The sequence below is a fragment of the Actinobaculum sp. 352 genome, from assembly GCF_003957265.1.
In the GTDB taxonomy this organism is placed as follows: Bacteria; Actinomycetota; Actinomycetes; order Actinomycetales; family Actinomycetaceae; genus Asp313.
In genome coordinates, this window is the sequence record NZ_RQSN01000003.1 from 160,675 (window position 1) to 179,944 (window position 19,270).

Sequence of the window (19,270 nt, forward strand, 5' to 3'; positions counted from 1 at the left end):
GTGCGGAGGCGGTGCGGCTGGGGTGTGGATGGTGCGGAGGCGGTGCGGCTGGGGTGTGGATGGTGCGAAGGGGGTGTGCGGATGTGCCCACGGCTGCGACGTCGTGCGAAGGGATACGCGGAGCCGCATATGCTAGTGCTATGAGCGACAACCCGGACGTGGATCAGTTGGAATTCGAGTTTGAACGCAAGTTTTTTGTGCGGGAGATTCCGGCCGAAGTTCTGGAGCACGGATCGCGGCAAGTAATTGTTCAGGCGTACCTATTCGCCGAGGATGGCTACGCGGTGCGGGTACGCATTGCCTTTCCGGGTCGGCAGGTTGATCTGCCGTCCTTCAACGATGCGCTTGACTTCTGTGGCGCCTATGAGCGGCGGCTGCTGGAGAAGCTGTTGCGCACCGATGGTGAGGCTGCGGCTGCGACTATTGCTGTTAAGTCGCCGACGGTCGCGGGCGAGCGCTATGAAATGGAAACGGAGCTGGACCTCGACGTGGCCACCCAAATCCTGCGCCGGGCGCCCAATATGATCCTCAAGAACCGCCTCTCACTCTGGTACGACGAAGACGGGTGGGAGTTCGACGTGTTCGGTGGGCAGAACGAAGGTTTGATCGTCGCTGAGTGTGAGCGCTTGGCACCCGTGGTTGGCCTACGGATTCCGGAGTTTTGTGTGACAGAGGTGTCCGATGATCTGCGCTTCACCAACGACTATCTATCCAAGGAACCTTGGCGGCAGTGGGGTGGCATGTATATGACGGAACTGGCCGCGCGTGGCCCGCATTTCATGGACTTGCCCGGTCCACAGGAGGGGACGGACCGCCACGGATAGCCCAAGCGTTATCGTGATCAACTTGCGCACTCCACAGGATGGTACGGAGTCCGGTCCACAGGATGGTACGGACTTCGCATGAGGGCGCGAATTGAGCAGGCTGTGCGTGATTTTGTGCTTGACCGCCTTCCTGCCAGGATGAGCCTTGCCGTTTCCTGCCTGGATGGATGGCCGACGAAGGTCATGCGGGCGCAATGTTGCCAGTTTTACCCTTTCTACCCGGGTGAAGGCTGCGTGAGGAGCCAGGGCTGTTATGCGCGGCGTAGTTGGAGATTGGCTCAGGTGCGGGCTCTGCGTAGTGAGCCTTGTAGGAGTGACGGTTGAGGCTATGAGAGGGCGTGAAGGTGTGGAGGGCTTGACGTTGTGAAGGCTTGAGGCTCCGAAGTACTGGGTTGGACGCCGGACAGCGGAGCTCCGGCAGCCACGCCGTGGAGGTCCAGAAAGGGGAAGTGATGAACATCACGCGGCTGTTTATGATAGCTGAGAGCGGAATTTTGCGGGTTCTCGGCCGGTCTAGCGGGCGGTCGTGGTGCAGAACTGGCGATATTCCGCCATTTCAGCGAAGGAATTTGGAAACAAAACTGTTACCGAATTGATTCGTGCCGCATTGGAAAATTCTCTGCGGGCAGGTCTATGATAGAGACACAGCGCCGGGAGGTGCTGGATGAAGCGACAGTCGGCTTGGGTCGAAAGTTGCACAAGAAAATAGGGCTTGCGCCGCCTACGTGGTGCGCGCACGGTAAGGAACTTCCGTCCCAGCTGAGGTGAGCGGGTGGGAAAAGGGACCCTTACCCTTCCGCTGGGTGGTACGGGAATGCTGCTGTCGTCCTGTACCACCCAGCTTTATATTCTCTGTCGGCGATGTTTACGCCTGCTGCGGGCGGGCCCCCGCTGCTGGGGGTGGGCCCAGCCTTTGGACTGAGGGCCGACGGGTAGGTTGTGGCCCGCTGCGTAGACCGTAACCCGCCGCGTGGCTGAAGATCAGTGCGTCAGCCTGAAGTCTCCGGCCGTTAGGCCCTGACTTCACACCTGGCGTTCGTTTCCCGCTGCACAGATCATGACAACCAGGCCACGGACCTGCATCGCGCTGGCTATGAGCACCAGCATGGGTACGAGTATGCCATCACCAATAGCCACAGTCGTTGATCGCACGGTCGGGGCGACGCGATTTGCTCAGGTGACTTGCACATGCCGCCGCGTGCCGCAGCATCTACTATCGTCCGCCGACACAAAGAGTCTGCGGGCCTAATGTTCCGCAACCAGAGTCTGACAGCCTTATCTGCGAACGCGCCATTGAAGACTCTTGCAGTAGAAGAGTGGAGGAAGTCAAAATCCCGTCTATTCGATTGACGTTGTCGCACACGACCTTGCGGTTGACGAGCGGCGGGTGTCAAAATCCCGTCCAAACGATGAGTTCGGCAAACACCGATCTCTTCAAATCCGCACGATTCCGCCATTCCTTAAATTGAGAGACTCCACTTTACCTCCGTTTGGACGGGATTTTGACACGACCCCGCAATTGCCCCGACAGGACTTCTGGTATTGGCCGGTGCAACGTTGGTTTCCATGAGCGCCAGCGTTGCAGGCAGATTGCAGCACCACAACCGACCCTCCGCCATCGCTTTCCATGACCGCCATGGCTGCCGCCCCTGAACTGGTCGCTAGGGTGGTCAGCGGAGCTCAGTTCCTCTCCGCTAGGGCTGCCAGGCAGCGGGGAGTGGGATGGCAGGAGCCAAGAAGTGTCGGGTTTTCAAGAAACTCCGCGAAAAACACGACACTTCTCGACAAAGGCGACACTTCTTAGGCGGGTGTCCAGGCTCATCGGGTCTTTTGATCAGTGGTCGAGGTCGGCCAGCTTGATCGGAACATTCGCGACGGCGTTGGCAATAGGAGTTGCACCGTCACGGAACGGGATCACGCGGCCGATACTGCTCGGCTCTGCCAGCACTGCGGCAATGACTGCGGCCACATTCGCTCGCGACGTCGGCGCGGACGACTCGCCCTCCACGCGCCCGACATCAATCTGCCCGGTTGGTTCATCGAGGGTGAGAAGTCCGGGCCCGACAATCGTCCAATCCAACCCCGAGGCGGCGAGATGACGGTCGGCGTCGAGCTTCGCCATCGCGTATGCGCGCAGTGGGTGGTCGGGAGCGACGGGGTTATCTCCGTGCGAGCCGGCCCAGGACACCATGACATAGCGGGAAACGCCCGCTGCCAGCGCCGCGTTGATCGAGCGAATGGCCGCTTCGCGGTCTACGGCATTTGTGCGCGTGGGGCCGCCCTTCCCGGCGGCGCCCGCCGACCAGACAATTGCGTCGGCGCCGGTGAAGGCGGCCGCAAGCTCGTCCTCATCGGCGTCCTCGACGGACAGTACGACGGGTGCGGCGCCCGCTGCGGTGACGTCGCCGCTCTGGCTCTCGTCGCGGATCAGTGAGACGACGTCGTCGCCTCGTGCGGCCAAGAGGGGTGCAAGCAGCAGGGCGACTTTGCCGTGGCCGCCGATGATAATGATGCGGGACATAGAAGACCTTCTTCCCGTTCTGGCGACGATCACGACTTTGCCAGAACATGCGGATGGTTTGCGACTTGCGGAATATTCTCGTCCGCACGGGGAGTGATGTCTGTAATCGAGGTCATATTCCTGGCTGAAGGCGGTCACCATGCCGCGTGCCGCTCCGGTGCAAGCGCCGAGGGCAATGCGGGAAACGTGTAGTGCGAATGCGGGGGTGCGAAGCACGATGCGGGAAGGATGATGCGGTGCCGCCAAGGTGAAGTGCGACGTGAGAAGCATGAGGTATGGCGTCGCCAACGTGCAGTGCTCTGCGGGAAGTGTGTTGTCACAAACGTGGAGCGCGATGCCGCCAACGTGTAGTGCGAATGCGGGGGTGCGAAGCACGATGCGGGAAGGATGATGCGGTGCCGCCAAGGTGAAGTGCGACGTGAGAAGCATGTATGTTGGCGATGAAAAGATGCGGCCATTTGAAAGGACCTCCCTACGCCATGAGCCAGCAGTTACCATCGTCTGCGATCCATCCGCTTGCGCCGGAGTTCATCTCAGCGGCTGCGCTGTATTCGGCGCCGATTGATGTTGACAGCGCCGTGGCGCGGTTGCCGCAGCTTTGGAATGTCGACATCACGCCGCACTGGGAGGAAATCCCCGCCTCGGAGACCTCGCCTGGGGGCCGCTTGCTGCACTTCGATGTGGACGGAGTGACGAGCATGCTCTCAGTTATTCCGCGCCCGCTGGAGGTGGAGCGAGGCCGACTTCCGGAGCATTCCTTCTACCTGGCAATTACGCTTTATGCCCCCTTGCTGGGAGAGCAGGCAGGCTCATCGCACGAGGCGAATGATCTGAGTAATGCTTCGACGCCGCAGCAACAGGACGTGGGCTTGCGACGTCGTGCCCGCATGGTTGCCGCACACACTATGCTCACGCAACTATCCGACGCGTTGATGCGGGAGCCTGCCGCCGTCGGTGTGTACCGCACCGAACTGGGAGTGGTGCATCCAACGGAGATGATCACCTCACTGGCGGAGCTCCTTACCCAAGGGCGTGCGCCACTTCCTTTGTGGGTTGGCGTGCGGACGTTTCACCCTGACCTCACTCACGGGCGCACACTCGGCTTGCCGATGTTTGGGCATCTCGATCTCGAAATCATGGACTCCACTCGCAGCGAAGAAGATGTGTACGAACTGTTGGCCAATGTGGCTGACTATATCGTGGTCGGTGATAGCTATCTGCTGCCCGGCCAAACGGTGGGTTTCCGCGACGGCGAGGAACTGGCACTGACGCAGGCGACTAGTCCAGCCGATCAGATGCCGGTGGTGCGAATTGCGTTTTAGTGCTCTTGGCTCGGTAGGCCTTTACCCAGCATGCGAGTACGCAGCCGGTGTGAGAGCCCCAGCATTGGGGCGAATGCGTGCCGTCGGCGGGAGCACACGGTGGATACGGGAGCGCTCAGCGGACGGGGGGAGTACCCGGCGGGCATGAAAGTGCTTGGGAGACACAAGAGCACTGCGCGTCTGTAGGAGCGAGGTGTCTGTGAAGTACTAGACGATATGGAGCACTCTTCCATGTGAACGCGCTTATCTGCTCTACATGAGCGTACTCATCTTGTAGGCAGGTGTGCCTTCCGGACCCACAAGTACTTTTCCCGATGGGGCGTCGGGATGGAGGATAGGGGTGCGGTCCTGCTAGCGGGCACTTTGGATCAAGGAGACGCCGCGCAGGTCAACGCTGTCATGCCGTCTGCCGTCACCTGCACCGCTCGCGTCACCCGCGCCGCCAGGTTCACCCTCGCCTCCGAGTAGTTCAACGCCGGTGACAACACGCCCCTGAGCCTGAGGGGGAACAGAGAAACGAAGTGTGGCAACGGTGTAATCGCCATTGTCTTCCGCAGTCCGCAAGTCGCTGAGTGCCTTCTCCGAGCCCAACGGCGACAGGGGGAGCCGCGAACCGTCTTCCATGACCAATACGACTTGCAGAGGGGTGTGCGTCAGCTCGTCACTACGACTCCCGGTTGGTGCCAGGTGAAGATGTACTTCCTGCACATCTGATGCCTGAATCGACAATCGGGCGCCACCGCCGCGCGGAAGGCTGATACGCGCCGTCGTCGAGCGCATGGATTGCACTCCGCTCTCGGGGTCGGGGCAGCGATCAGGGTATTGATTCGGGTCCATGCTGGCGTAGGTCCGGCAAAGCTTCACCTGCCCGCCTCCAACGGCTTCGACAGCTCCGTCTGCGTTCTCTGCGGATGTCGCGGTCCAGTGGGCGGCAGCACCGGGCGCGGTCACCAACCACTGCACGGGCACGTCGGCGAGTGTTTCCGGCAGAGGAGCATCGGAGGCCGTTGGAAATGGCCCCGGCTTTCCACGTAGCGTCTGGTCCAACCACTGACTGCTGAAGCTGGTGAGTAGCGCTTCATGCGCTGCGGCATCTGGTGCTGTGTCGCCGTCGATCACGCGGTCGTCAAAATCTCGCTCGGATAAAGCGCGATTAATGTAGTTGTGGCCATATCCGGGCACTCTGACGCCGATGGCCGGGGCGGTACGCTGCTGTGTGATGTGTTCCGTGAGCCAAATGGTTCCCGCCTGCTTGACGTCGCGGTCGGCGTCGCCGTCGACGACGAGGAAAGGTACGTCTGTGGGTGGAGGAGGGCTGAAATCCGGGTCGGGTCCGTCGGGAATCACAAAGTCTCCCCCGTAGGTCATTAGGGACGTGATCGGGGTGGGAGAATCCTTCCAGGCATCAACCGTCGAATTGAACACGGCGGCTGAGCGCGAGTGCATGATGAGCGCGGTGCCACCAGGGCTGATCACGCCGCGCATGCCTGCGCCGAAGGCGGTAGTTCCGCCACTCGACGCGGTGAGAAGCTCGTCGCGCATGCGCTCAACGGTCAGGCGCCAGCCGCGGACCTGGTCATAGGGTGTGGCGGTCTCCTCCCCGGACCACAGAGGCGACAGATCTGGGATGAGCACCGCGTACCCCTGGGCCGCCAACGCCTTACCAAGGTAAATCATGCCTCGATCGGCTCGGATCTCTTCGACACCCGGGAGGCAGGGGTAGCGGAATGTCTCGTCGGCGCAGCCGAAGGTGCGCAGGTGGCTGACAATAACGAGCGGAGCGGCGGGTGCTTCTGCGTCCGGGGTCGTCCCTGTGTTGGCTGTCACCTCGATATCTGGCGTTACCAGAACGCCGCGCACGGGAGCGCGGAAGGTGTCGGCATTGCCGTGCCCACCCAAGGAGATATCGCCGAGATCGAAGTCGCGCACCACCACTCCATCGACGTGTTCTACCTGGGTTTTGGCTGGGGTGCGGTCTTTCGGAGAGTGAGGTCCGGCTTGGTCTGTGGCGGTACTCTCGCTGGGCACCGGGGGCCGGGCAGATGACGAACGCAATAGGTGGTGCAATCCCAAGGCGCAGCAGACCGCTAGCAGTGCCATGAGAGTAACGAGAAGCGTCAAGCGGCGTGGAGGCATCAGGTGCTCCTTTGGAACGACGAGTATCGAGCCTGTTTGGAAGGCAGTAATGATCAAGTCTGGCGCGATGATTACTGTGCAATCTTACGTTGAGATGTGCCTGTAGGTCCAGTCGCGTGGATGACCTGGGTTGCAAGTGGGCATGTACGGACTCCTGGGAGTTCAGGCGGTAAACGGGCACCTGTCAACCATTAGGTGTGCCTCTGGGTTCTGGCGAGTGGAGGTGCTCGGTATACTCTTTGCGGGTCGCCGCGTGAGCGGCGTTCTCCGTGTGGATCGAACCGCGGGGCGAAACACGGGCAGTTTTCGCTACGGCGTCGCCTACCGCTTGGTGGCTCCTCGGTTTGTCGGCCTATTAGTCGGATCGACCGCTTGCCGGATCTACCGCTTGTCGGTTCTTCCGAGCAGTGGCGTCTGATGGGCCGGTGCATGGCACGGGCCGAGGCCGCCGACTGGACCACGGGTCTGAGTGGCGCTGGTCGCTCCGGCTCGAACTGATTCGCCGCGCTCTGCGCCCACACGGGTTCCGGTGGTGGCAGCACCGGGCGAAGGATAACTGTATCCGGCGTATAGCCGTCAGGCGGGTATCGCGCTCGCAGGCGGCGTCGTCGACCATCCGATAAGGAAAGCATGTCTGCCACCGAAAGTCATTCAGCCGGGCGAACGCCTGTGCACGAAACATTCCCCGCCAGTGCCGCGCCGTGCGTCGGCCTATCGCATCCCGTAGATGAGGCATCTGGTCCTCGCACACAGGCCCACTATGCCGCCTCGACTCACGGCTTCTTCGACATCGTCGCCGTCTGCTTCGTCGCCTTCCTTCTACTCTCGAATATCGGCGCAACCAAACTTATAGGCGTGCACCTTGGCCCGTTAGCGCTTGTTTTCGACGGCGGCGCCATCCTCTTCCCCTTGACCTACATCCTGGGTGACGTACTCTCGGAGGTCTACGGCTTCAAGGCCGCGCGCCGCGTGATTCTTACCGGTTTCGTCGTGCAGCTCATCGCCTCCCTGACATTCTGGCTGGTGCAGATTGCGCCAGTGGGCCCCGACTACACGAGCCAGGAGGCCTTCGAGGCGGTGCTCGGCGTGGTGCCGCGTTTCGTGGCGGCCTCGATCATTGGGTACATCGCCGGTCAGCTTCTTAATTCCTACGTGCTCGTGCGCATCAAGGACCGCTTCGGCGAGAAGCGTCTGTGGGTGCGCCTGTTGACATCCACGCTGGTAGGCGAGGCGGTGGATACTATTCTGTACTGCACGATTGCGTGGGTTGGGGTGGCTGGCTTCGGCACCATCGCGAACCTGACGATCACGGGTTACGTGTACAAGGTGGGAGTCGAAGCGTTGTTCCTGCCGCTGACGTACCAGGTGGTTGGGTGGTTTAAACGGCACGAGTCGAGTTATGCAACAGGTGCTAGGAAGACTGCAGATGAGGCGGGTGCCGACGACGCAGGTAGCGGTAGTGCTGGTGGGGCCGTTGCTGCTGTGAGTAACGCCGACGAGCTCGCCCGCGTTACGGCAGGTGACAACCGCAGCAAGGTTCGTAGCGGGGTGGGGGCGAGCCCCGCGGGCGAGGTCGGCGCACGCGAACACGGTCACCTTGCGCCGCCACGCCGGGTGACCCGCGCGGGCGAGACCAGCGACATGTGCGCGGAGATGATCACTGGCGGGACCGGCGAGGATTCGATGGGCGTTGATGCGGGTCCCGGTGGACTAGACGAAAGGAACAACGGGTGAGTGAGGCGACGTCGTCGGAGAACATCGGTTTTACCGTGGGTACGCGCCTGGAGTTGGCGCGTGATGGTGCTGAAACTTCAGCGGGTGCGGGCGGGCGCGTCAGCGTTGGTGCCGCGAGGGCTCGCGGTGCAGGCGTGCGTGATACTGGTGTGCGCGGTGCAGGTATGCATGATACAGGTGTGCGCTCCACCGGCATGCAGACTGCCGCGCTGCGCTCCGGCCGCGGCGGCCGCCCACTTGGCCGCACCGGGGTTATCCACACCCCGCACGGGGATATTCGCACGCCGGCGTTCATTCCGGTGGGCACGAAGGCCACCGTCAAGGCGGTGCTACCCGAAAGCGTCGCGGCTCTCGGGGCGCAGGCCGTGCTGGCCAACGCCTACCACCTCTACCTGCAGCCCGGGTCGGATATCGTGGACGAAGCCGGCGGTCTGGCGCGCTTCATGAACTGGAGCGGGCCGACGTATACCGACTCCGGCGGTTTCCAGGTGCTATCGCTGGGATCGGGATTCAAGAAGGTGCTCTCGGAGGAGTTCTCCGGGTCGTCGCGCGCGGATTCGGACGTCGCCCCTACCAAGGAGCGGCTTGCCGACGTCGACGACGACGGCGTCTGGTTCCGCTCCCACCTGGACGGATCGCGCCATCGTTTCACCCCCGAAGTCTCCATGCGCATCCAGCATGAATTGGGTGCCGACGTCATCTTCGCCTTTGACGAGTTGACGACGCTAATGAATTCGCGTGGCTATCAGGAGGAGGCGTTAGAGCGTACGCGGCGCTGGGCGCAGCGGTGCCTGGCGGCGCATCGGGAGTTGACCGAGGCGCGAACGGGTAAACCCTACCAGCAGCTATTCGGAGTGATTCAGGGGGCGCAGTACGAGGACTTGCGGCGTAAGGCCGCGCGCGATCTGGGTGCCATGGAGATCGACGGGCAGCGCTTCGATGGCTTCGGCGTGGGCGGCGCCTTGGAGAAGGAGAATCTGGGCACGATTGTGGGCTGGGTGTGCGAGGAACTGCCGGAGGATAGAGCACGGCACCTGTTGGGGATATCCGAGCCGGACGATTTCTTCGCCGCGGTGGAGGCGGGGGCAGATACCTTCGATTGTGTCAATCCCTCGCGGGTGGCGCGCAATGCGGCGATCTATTCACCGGATGGGCGGTTTAATGTGGTCCGCGCACAGTTCCGTCGGGACTTCGAGCCGCTGGTGCCGGGATGCGAGTGTTATACCTGCACGCATTATTCGCGTGCGTACTTGCATCATGCCTTCAAGGCGAAGGAGATGATTTCCTCGACGCTGGCAACGATTCACAATGAGTACTTCACGGTGAAGTTGGTAGAAGGCATTCGCGACTCTATCGAAGGCGGATACTACGCCGAGTTCAAGGAGGAGACCCTGGGGCGGTTCTACGCCGGGCAGTGGGGGCGGAAGTAGCAGACGTTGGATGGGTATGTGACCAAATGGTACCCAAGCGGCGCCTGTGGGGAGCGGTGTAAAGCCTGTGGGGAGTGGTAGCCGCCAGGGTTCGCCATGCTGCCCGCCCTCGGTCCAGCTGGTGCTTGTGTGGAGGAGCGACGTGACTGAGGTGGCGGTCATCTGTCCAAATCCCGTCCTGACGGTGCTTGTACGGAGCGGTGCGTGACGGAATCGGGCGTTGATGTGATGGAGCTTGGTGGTGACCTGTCCAAATCCCGTCCAAACGTAAAGATACTCGCTCAGGGCGGGCGTCAAGATCCGCATGATTCCGCCATTCCTTAAAGTGAACCAGTCCAGATTAGCTCCGTTTGGACGGGATTTGGACACTGTGATGCCTGCATACGCGTGTTGATGGTGGAATGAGCATTTTGATGTTGGTTTTTGTCAATTCGGCGTCGTCTGGATAGGTTGATGTCGATATGCGCGTTGATATCAGCCCAAAAGCCTTGATGCTGGCGCGCGCATGTTGATGCTGCTTATACGCTTTGATGCTCGCGCGCTTTTATCGGCGATCATTTCTGTGGGGCATGGAGGTGGTTTACGGTAGACCTGCATTGGCGAAACGAGGAGATGGAGTTGCGGCAGCTTGTGCATGACCTCATGCCGCTAGATCCGCATTCGGATGAGTTCTCTGACGCAGATGCAGACCTTCTGGAACTCATGGGGCACGATTCTTCGACGGCCCTGCGGGTTTTGTTGATCGAACTGTATGAGGGCTGCGTTAGCGTCCCGCAAGAGCTCATGGATCGAGCATGGTATTTCTCGAAAGACTGTGCCTATCTGGAGGAAGATTGCAGAGACCTCATGTAGTCCGTTGGAAGGATCGTTTCCGCAGGCTTCGGCTGGTCGTTTTGGTCGGCTTATTGGAATCGCTTTGGCCGTGTCAATGTCTACAGACAAGTGACCTGGCGATCTGCCATATGGCACACGTGTTTACGCTCCGCAAAAGTGGAAGTCGAGGATAGTTGGTATTTTCTGCCGATTTTCCGGCATATATGCCCCGAGTGATCGGGGGAGAACTAGTTTGTATGAAGCAGGAGGTCTCATGGAAAGGATGGTGCTTCCAAGCTTCTCCGAGGTGTTCCTTGACGCAGCCGGTTGTCGTTTCTGTGGTGGTCCGCTCCGCGCATGCGGAGGCCGAGAACTTCGGGCGCATGAGACGGTAGATGTCACGACGTCCGCTCCGCGCATGCGGAGGCCGAATTTCTTCGGCTTGGTGGCGCCGGGCGCAGCCGGGTGCCGACTCGCCATGGGTGAATATACACGGACTGGGTGTGTGCGTGCATCCTGCGCAACAGCATGAGCAACCTGCGCGGTATCATCCGGCTCAGAAGCAGGGTCCTGACAGAAACCGTTAGTTAGCGCCCGCTGCAAGCTCTTTCTGCAGGTCCGCAAGATCAAGATAGCTTTCCTCCAGGTAATAGTCACCGACGGAAAGATTACGGAGATGCTGGAGGAGATCATCTGAGATGCGGATCCTGTCCTCGTAGAACTGGTCCATCAGTGACACGAGAGCAGCTGCGGGGTCTCCGTCTGCGAGCTCAAAAATGATGCCTTCCATGTCGGGACAGTAGGCAAGCATTTCACGGATAGCTGACAATATGTCCACGGCATGTCCCCTTATTCTAGCGAACCAGGCAGCCCCTGATATGTTGAGGCTACCTCGTTTCGTGCCTGCATATATGCGAAGCATGATGCCTTCGCCTGTGCCAGCACTGTGGCGAACAGCGTCACCGCGGGGAACAAGTGGGGGTGCTCCAAGCAGAGTTTCCCTAGCCAGGGTCCCACACATCCCATGGTGTCCAGCCAGTGGGGACCTTCGGCGGTCGTAAATTGACCCGTAACCTGCGGGCTGTACTCAATGGTATTCATCGTATCCGTTAGGTTAGTGTGTTGATCCGTAACTTGTGGGCTGTACGCTACTGCGTGAGACAAGCCAGGCTGCGAGGAATTTAACCGCTTCCTCGTCCGAGGCCCCGTCATCGGAGCTTAGTCATCGGGACCTTTGATGATCCGAAGCTGGGGTATTTCTCTGACTTCCCCAACTGATGGTGTGCGAGTCATCGGTGAATGGGAAGGATAGCTCGCAGGCTATGGTTGGAGACGTGTTGCATGCGAGTTCCATCTGGCGGCCCCTCGAATGCGCCCGCGCTGTGGTGGGCTGGCTTTTCAAGAACAACCGATTCTCTCACGAGGAGGGAGCCTAGGGTGTAGCTGCAGGAAGGCATCGGCATTAAAGCGGGCCACGCGCATGTCGCTCCGATGTGGCAATATACGTATAACGTTGATCTTCCCAGATTGGGATGCGGTGCAAGGATGGGAAATGAACCCAGGTGACTATGTGGCCTACTGGCGCGGTATGGAAAAACCCCGCCAGCAGCTTGTCCGTGACCTCATCCCCTACTCGCCTGAAGACCCAACTCTTCTTATTGAGCTAATCCGCGCGATTCGTGGGCTGCGCTTCAAACCATGGTCTGGGGCCTTTTGAACGCGAATGCGTACGTTCCAGAAGACTTGCTGGGCAAGATCGAAGAACATGTTGCCGGTGATCCGGAAATGGAGGAAGACTGCCGGGATCTGCGCAAGATTCACGACGAGCTTGAGCGCGAAAAGCAAAATTCATAGGGGTGCCCTCTTGTATCGTCGACGTCGTCTGAAGGAGGAGGGCGTGTCTCGATTCTTACCTGATGGGGTCATGGTGACGTTAGCCGACGATCTCGCCAACGCCTACCTGCAGGCAGGCGGAAACGAGCGGTACATTGAGATCGGTTTAGGCACTGCCAAAGACGAACCGGATGTGGCGCTCTCCTACTTCGCCGACTTCTACCTCGGAGACCGCATCCGCGTCCCCGATGACCTGCTGGCACGTTTCCACGACATCGCAGACGGCGACTATTGCTTATACTCCGACTATGAGGACCTTCTGGCACTCAACAAGGAGCTCGACACCGACGCGCAAGGTTAATTCCCCATGATCTCTTGCGCGGCCGTCACTTGGTCGTGAACCGGGCGATAAGCCTGGGTGTGCGGCGTTGTTGGCCCGGGATCCAGGCATGTGGGAGGTCGGCCGGTAAAACCACCATGCTCAACGTTGTCCAGCACCGGGATCCAGGCATGTAGCAGGGTCCGCGCTACGCGGACCGCCCACCTCCATCCCGGATTCACGCCCGCAGCAGGGTCGTCAGGCGGGTATGTGTCAAAATCCCGTCCAAACGACGCCAATCTGGATTGAGTCATTTTAAAGAATGGCGGAATCATGCGGATTTTGGCGCCGCTCAAACCTAGGAGCTCTTCGTTTGGACGGGATTTGGACATTTTGATGCTCCGGGCCAGGCTGACGACAGTGCAATTGGCTGTGCCTACCACCATGGCGGCGACCATGCTCCGGTTTGCCGAGCAACTGTGAAGCAATCCCATAGAGTTCTCACAGGCTTGAGAACGCTGGGGGCCATGGGGCGCGTGCTCCACTTGCGAGGCCCAGCACGCCCACGCTGACTCACGCCGACCCGAGTGGCGCCCGTCCCGACCCAAGCTGACTCCCGTGCTACCCGCGCTGACTCACGCCGGCTTAGCGGGTGGTGGTCACCGCGTGGGATCGAGGCGGGTTTAAGCGCGTGCGTTGCCGTGCAATAGCACCAACTACGCTCGCGCGGCGTCGATTGATTCACGCGCGGCGGCACACAGCTCGGTGATCTTCTCGAAGCGATGCGCCATGATATCTGCCTCCGGGCACACCCAGCTCCCGCCGACCGCCACGACGTAGGGGGTGCGCAGGTAGTCGCCAGCATTCCCGCTGTTCACGCCGCCGGTGGGGAGGAACAGCATGTCCGGGAACGGCCCATGCAGGGCCTTGAGTGCCTTGAGACCGCCATAAGCACCTGCCGGGAAGAACTTCACCAGTCGCAGTCCCAGGTTGCGGGCGGTGTTGATATCCGTTGGCGTCGCCGTCCCCGGCAGCACGGGCACGTCGGCATCCAAGCAGTGCGTCACGACCTCCACATCCAGTGCGGGAGACACCACGAAGTTCGCTCCTGCCGCCAGCGCGCGGCGGCATTCATCGAGATTACGCACCGTACCGGCGCCCACCAGCATTCCGGGGACCTCGGCGGTGACCGCGCGGATGGACTCCTCCGCGGCGTCGGTGCGGAAGGTGATCTCCATGACGTTGATACCACCGGCCAGCATGGCCCGCGCAAGCGGCACCGCATCCGCTGCGTCCTCCAGCACGACGACGGGCACAAGCCCGCACTTCCTACACTCGTCGATTACATCTACCATCAGAACCTCCTGATCACGCCATCATGACAATGGGACTGTACGCTGTCAGCAAGACTGAGGTTACCGCAGGGGCGGGACCAGATTCGCGCAGGTCCCACTTTCCAACACGTCAACGACGTTCTGCGCCGCCATCAGCGACATCTTCGCGGACGCCTCCCGCGTCGCCGCGCCGGCATGAGGTGTGAGAATGCAGTTGTCCAGCTCCCGCAGCCGGTTATTCGCCTCGTTACTCTCATCGGCAACTGCGTCGAGCGCCGCCGCATATATCTCGCCGTCGCGCAGCGCGTCATACAGGGCATCCTCATCTACAATGCCGCCGCGCGCGGTGTTTACCAACACAGCTGTACTCTTCATCGCCCGGAACTGCGCGGTGCTGAACATGTTGTGTGTCGAATCGTTCAGATTGGCGTGAATGGAGATGAAATCGGACTCGCGGATCAGCGTCTCCAGATCCACGAACTTCCCGCCGACGGCGTCGGCAAACTCCTGGTCCTGATAGAAGGCGTCATACAGCAGCACATCCATGTCGAAGCCCCGGCAACGCCGCGCCACGCCCTTGCCAATGCGCCCGACGCCGATCACGCCCAGGGTCTTCTGGTACATCTCGAGCCCGGACGGGCGTTGCAGCGTCCTGTTCATGTAGCAAATGTTTCGGGCCGCGCTGAGCATCAGCGTCACGGCCAGATCGGCCACCGAATCCCCGTTGGCTCCGGGGGTAAAGGTGACCGCGATCCCGCGCGCCTTCGCGGCCTCCACATCGACCTTGTCATACCCGACGCCATAGCGCGAGATGACCTTCAGATTACGTGCGCTGGCGATAACGTCCGCGTCGTATTCCTCCAGTCCGGCGACGACGGCGTCGGCGTCGACGATTTCGCGCCGCACTTGCTGTTCTACGGCCTCTGTTCCCGCGTTGATCCGCACGACGTCGCAGCCATGCTCCCGTAGAAGCTGCTCTGCTTCGTCGTTGGTTTTCCCGAAGGACCGGGCGGTCACAATTACCTTGCTCATACTCACTTTCCTTGCCCTGTGTCACTGCTTGGCTGTGGCGGTTCGAGTCCGGGCGGTGCCTCGCAGTCGGCGATGCGTTGTCCTATCGATTCCACTTGTCCTATCTATTCTGTGTGTCCAATCTGTTCTACCGCGTGTTGGCCCGTGTCGCATCTGAACAGTTGCCGCACCGTCGCACGAGACTGTTGCACCATGGCGCGAGGTCGCTGCATCACGGCACGGGATTGCTGCACCATGGCGCGAGGTTGTTGAACCACGGCCGACGATTGCCACCTCACAGGCCCGACTCTCGCAACACGGCAAGCGACTCTCGTATCACGGCAAGCGACTCTCGTATCACAGGCCGCGGTCTTCCCACCACGATCCGCGGTCCTCGCATCACAGCCCGCGGTCTTCCCACCACGATCCGCGGTCCTCGCAGCACCGCCCCAGAAGCGTGCAGCTACGATCATTTGCAACATTGCGGCCCACATGCCACGGCACACCACCTGATCTCAGCAATTGTTCTCGTAGCACTCGAGGTAGCGAGCAAACTTCTCCTCGTAGAAGTCACGGCGCGAAGGGTCGGGATCGATGGTGCGAACGACGGTCGGCTTGTAATCCCGCACATCGTCGATGAGCCCCTGCTGCTCCATTCCGAGGATAATCGCCCCCAGCAAAGAACCCTGCTCAACGTCGTTAACGGACATGGGCACACCGAAGATATCCGCTGCCATTTGCGTCCATGCAGATGACTTGAGAATCCCGCCCGAGAGCATTACCTCGGTTGGAACTCCGTTGGCTTCCGCAAGAACCTTGTAGCACTGGTAGAGGTTGAAGAGTACGCCCTCCTGCGCGGCGCGATAGAGGTCATTGGCGGTGTGGCTGGCTTCTACGTTCAGGAAGCCGCCGCGCCGCTCATCATTCCATCCCGGGCATCGCTCGCCGAACAGGAAGGGGAGGAACACCGGTGCATCCGCCTCCTCTGTCACCCCGCTCTCGATCTCCTCGTAACTCGTTCCACTCGGGAAAAAGCGCTGTTTGACCCAATCTGTACAGTTGCAGCACCCATTGGTGGCGGCGCCGGAAAGGTAGGCCTTCGGGGAGAGGTAGCACCAGGTGCTGGGTCTATCGGGTATTACCGGGGTGTCGGAGCTGAGACGAATGGCCCCAGACGTGCCGACGGAAAACGTTGCGACGCCTTTCCGAATCGCCCCCACACCCACTTGGTTGAGTCCGCCATCTGAGTTGGTTGGAATCACGGGAATGCCGCTGCGTACGCCCAGCAGATTCGCGGCCTCTTGCGTCAGAGGGAAGGAGGCGTCGTCGTCCACGAGGCGGCTGAGCTGCCATTCTTGGATGCGGTGTTCGGCCAGAATCTGCGGATCGTATTCTCGGCTGTGGATATTCATCAGGCCGGTGCCGCTGCTCAAGCAGCGCGTGGAGACCCGCCCACCCGTCATGCGATAGGTGAGGTAGGCACCTTGGCTCATGATGTAGGAATTGTCTACATCCCGTCCCGTCTCGCGTAGCAGATCAAGTTTGAATACGGGATAGATGGCATTGACCATGCAACCGGTGCGCTGATAGAAGTCACGGACATATGCGTCGTCCTGCCGATATCTCTTGCAGATATCCTTCGCACCCGTGTAGTTCCACAAGTACACAGGTGTGGTGGGGCGCATGGTCCGATCACAGAGGAATACGCTGTGCCAGGTGCCGCTGAGAGCAATCACATCGACGCTGCGCCAGTTCAAGACCTCGCGCCCCACTGCGATCATTTGCTGGTAAACGGCTTCAGCCTGGTTGATGTCTTCCACGGTGGAGTAGTCGTCGCTGTACTCCCGCGCGACGCTCTCGAACTTGTCCGTTTCGCTGTCGTAGAGCATGGCTTTAGCCGACGTCGTACTCGCTTCCAGTGCAAGTATTCGCATGTTGTACTCCCTTGTCTCTCGTTGCCGCGCAGGGGCGTTCCGATCACATGAACTGCACGAGGCATACCGGACCTTCAGCGAGGCCATGACCAGCATGCCCCATGTGGTCCGTACCACGACTCTCCACCGAGATGGGATGCGGCGCGCGCCACATGCACGATCAGTGCGGTTCGGTTCGCAAGCACGCAGCACCGGAACCGCATGACCGGCACGGCCCACGTGATTCGCCTGATCCACCTTGTCGACTACGACGGTGCATCTGCGGCTCTGCGTGGTGCCGCTGCTTCTACCTAACCTATCTTTGCCTTCTTTAAGACAATCGCTATGGGAAAACCGTCCCTAGGTGGTCCTCGGTGAGAATCTCGCGACCGTCGGCACGGAGTCAGTTTGCCGCAATGACCAGCGGCATTCCTTTACGGCAGGGCGCAGGCGGCCACCACGGCATATCGGTTATGTGGAGGGTTTCTCAGACCTGCCAGTACTCGCCTAAACGAGAGATGCGCCCCTCCAAGAGCAGCCCTCGATCATGCGGCGCGCGTGGAGAATACGTGGCCCTCGATCATGCGGCGCGCGAGGTGGAGTTGGCCTCCTGGGATCGCGCAGCCTGCGACGCGATCATGGACCCGCTGCGCGGCACCACACCAGGTGAATGCGCCGCCCCGCGCCGTCGCGTTGCTCAGAGTTCGGGATCGCGAGTATCGATGAGCTGCTGCAGCTGCCCGGGCGTCGGGAATCCGCGGATCTCCCAGCGCGGTGGCCACACGTTCTCCAGGCGGTGGATTTCATCCGCCAGGACCTCTCGTGCCACACGCGAGCGCACGGTTACGACGTCGCCCCGGTCCTCGTCCCAGGGCAGTCCACTGGGGCGGCGCACGAAGGAGATGAAATCGGTGTCTGGAATAGACCCATGCTCATCGCGATTCGACCACTGGGCCAGTGACACACGTTGCCCGGCACGTGGGCGATGCACGTTATACGGTTTCAGCACGCCGAGGTCCTGCGGCCAGGAGCCCATCGCTGCGACCTGTTTCATGTAAATGCGCCTTCGGTAAGTGGTGCGTAGGATGTCTAGCATCGCAGTGGCCGGGTGATCCCGCATCGGAATCCACTCCCGCCAGCCATCGGCGCTTACGGTATGGGGGAGTGGGTAGATGGCCTCTGCCTCTCCGTCGTGGCCGCGCAGCGAGGAGAAGAACTGCGGGAGGCGAGGCTCGTCGGCGAATACGATGACGAGTGTTGTGCGGTTTACCGGCACAAAAAGTGGCAGCCGGTTGCGATGTTCTTCCGATAGAGACTCGGCGAGGGTGCGGGTCATATCAAGATCCGCAAACCAGGAACTCTGGTATGACGGCGGCGACGTGAGCAGGAAGGTCTGTGCGCCCGCAGTACGGGCTCTTGCTAGTTCAACCCCGGTTTGCCCGTCTCGCATACTCAGCGAGCGCAACGTGGTCACGGATTTGCCGAACAATTGGCCGATGTCGTGAGAAGCCTTACTCTGAGCAAGGTCGGCGAAGAAGATGGGGTCCGTGCTGTCAGCGCGATTTCGCGCAAGGCCAACCCCGATGAAATCGGTCAACGGCAGGTAAACCATTGAGTTGTCCACGCCGTGGTCGTGTGAGGATACGAAGTAGTCGGCTGCCCGCACGATCGGAAGTATGGTGTCCGACTCGAAGTCGATCAGGTCGTCGGCGCCGGAAGCACCTGCGGATGCGTCCGGAACGATGGTTGCGGCTGAAGCTTCGGATTGAGCGGCGGGCTTCGCCTGTTGAATACCGATTGAGATCAGGCGGTCAAGCCTGCGCCGTCGTTCTTCTTCCGCCAGTGTTGGCTTAACCATCTGCTCTGGACGAAAGCGGAAAGTCCTGCCATCGGAGAGGAGGATATCCAACCAGCTTCCATCAACTGTGACGACGGCATTCACCAGTTCTGGATGTTCGGCGGCCACATCGGCCACCCAGTCCATGAAGGATGACGTCATGCCTCTATTCTTCCCTTTTTTCCGCGATAGGTCAGTCACATTCGCGCCGAGTGGAATTCTCGGCCACAAATGGCCTTAGAA

14 protein-coding genes and 1 pseudogene are annotated in these 19,270 nt (G+C 60.7%); 8 read left to right on the top strand and 7 right to left on the bottom strand.

Annotated elements, in window-relative coordinates:
- The first annotated feature begins 140 nt into the window (after window positions 1–140).
- Window positions 141–824: an adenylate cyclase gene (locus tag EKN07_RS04775; protein ID WP_108716494.1), complete on the top strand. Its 684-nt coding sequence runs from the start codon at window positions 141–143 to the stop codon at window positions 822–824.
- 1,834 nt (window positions 825–2,658) lie between these two features.
- Here EKN07_RS04775 and EKN07_RS04780 read toward each other — a convergent pair.
- A complete protein-coding gene (locus EKN07_RS04780) occupies window positions 2,659–3,345 on the bottom strand; it encodes an NAD(P)H-binding protein (RefSeq protein ID WP_126145766.1) in 687 nt (228 codons plus the stop codon).
- Window positions 3,346–3,824: 479 nt separating this feature from the next.
- On the opposite strand from EKN07_RS04780, the gene EKN07_RS04785 reads away from it, so the two are divergent.
- A complete protein-coding gene (locus EKN07_RS04785; RefSeq protein WP_164546600.1) occupies window positions 3,825–4,667 on the top strand; it encodes a DUF4261 domain-containing protein in 843 nt (280 codons plus the stop codon).
- A gap of 351 nt (window positions 4,668–5,018) precedes the next feature.
- Here EKN07_RS04785 and EKN07_RS04790 read toward each other — a convergent pair whose 3' ends face one another.
- Window positions 5,019–6,803, bottom strand: coding sequence for a hypothetical protein (locus EKN07_RS04790; RefSeq protein ID WP_126145768.1), 1,785 nt, complete (start codon window positions 6,801–6,803; stop codon window positions 5,019–5,021).
- 630 nt (window positions 6,804–7,433) lie between these two features.
- Here EKN07_RS04790 and EKN07_RS04795 point away from each other — a divergent pair.
- From EKN07_RS04795 to EKN07_RS04805, 3 genes and pseudogenes are all read left to right on the top strand, one after another.
- A pseudogene (locus EKN07_RS04795) lies at window positions 7,434–8,195 on the top strand (queuosine precursor transporter); the annotation flags it as partial.
- A gap of 536 nt (window positions 8,196–8,731) precedes the next feature.
- On the top strand, window positions 8,732–9,967 hold the full coding sequence (gene tgt, locus EKN07_RS04800) for a tRNA guanosine(34) transglycosylase Tgt (RefSeq protein WP_240611498.1): 1,236 nt from the start codon (window positions 8,732–8,734) through the stop codon (window positions 9,965–9,967).
- Between the two features lie 618 nt (window positions 9,968–10,585).
- Window positions 10,586–10,819, top strand: a complete 234-nt coding sequence (locus tag EKN07_RS04805) for a hypothetical protein (RefSeq protein WP_126145770.1) — start codon at window positions 10,586–10,588, stop codon at window positions 10,817–10,819.
- A 544-nt stretch (window positions 10,820–11,363) separates the two neighbouring features.
- Here the strand turns inward: EKN07_RS04805 and EKN07_RS04810 are convergent.
- Entirely contained in the window at window positions 11,364–11,618 is a 255-nt protein-coding gene (locus EKN07_RS04810; RefSeq protein WP_108716487.1) for a hypothetical protein, read from the bottom strand.
- A gap of 714 nt (window positions 11,619–12,332) precedes the next feature.
- On the opposite strand from EKN07_RS04810, the gene EKN07_RS12505 reads away from it, so the two are divergent.
- The 3 genes from EKN07_RS12505 to EKN07_RS04815 are packed head-to-tail and all read left to right on the top strand — an operon-like array spanning window position 12,333 to window position 12,974.
- A complete protein-coding gene (locus EKN07_RS12505; protein ID WP_164546601.1) occupies window positions 12,333–12,497 on the top strand; it encodes a hypothetical protein in 165 nt (54 codons plus the stop codon).
- Entirely contained in the window at window positions 12,479–12,634 is a 156-nt protein-coding gene (locus EKN07_RS12510; RefSeq protein WP_164546602.1) for a hypothetical protein, read from the top strand. Before EKN07_RS12505 ends, EKN07_RS12510 begins: the two co-directional genes overlap by 19 nt.
- A 43-nt stretch (window positions 12,635–12,677) precedes the next feature.
- Window positions 12,678–12,974, top strand: a complete 297-nt coding sequence (locus EKN07_RS04815; protein ID WP_126145771.1) for a hypothetical protein — start codon at window positions 12,678–12,680, stop codon at window positions 12,972–12,974.
- A gap of 674 nt (window positions 12,975–13,648) precedes the next feature.
- On the opposite strand, the gene eda is transcribed toward EKN07_RS04815, so the two are convergent.
- From eda to EKN07_RS04835, 4 genes are all read right to left on the bottom strand, one after another.
- Window positions 13,649–14,287, bottom strand: coding sequence for a bifunctional 4-hydroxy-2-oxoglutarate aldolase/2-dehydro-3-deoxy-phosphogluconate aldolase (gene eda, locus EKN07_RS04820; RefSeq protein ID WP_126145772.1), 639 nt, complete (start codon window positions 14,285–14,287; stop codon window positions 13,649–13,651).
- 60 nt (window positions 14,288–14,347) lie between these two features.
- Entirely contained in the window at window positions 14,348–15,298 is a 951-nt protein-coding gene (locus tag EKN07_RS04825) for a phosphoglycerate dehydrogenase (protein WP_206435675.1), read from the bottom strand.
- A gap of 494 nt (window positions 15,299–15,792) precedes the next feature.
- A complete protein-coding gene (locus EKN07_RS04830; protein ID WP_126145774.1) occupies window positions 15,793–17,211 on the bottom strand; it encodes an FGGY-family carbohydrate kinase in 1,419 nt (472 codons plus the stop codon).
- Window positions 17,212–17,887: 676 nt separating this feature from the next.
- Complete coding sequence (locus EKN07_RS04835) at window positions 17,888–19,189, bottom strand: hypothetical protein (RefSeq protein ID WP_108716481.1); 1,302 nt, start codon at window positions 19,187–19,189, stop codon at window positions 17,888–17,890.
- Window positions 19,190–19,270 lie beyond the last annotated feature (81 nt).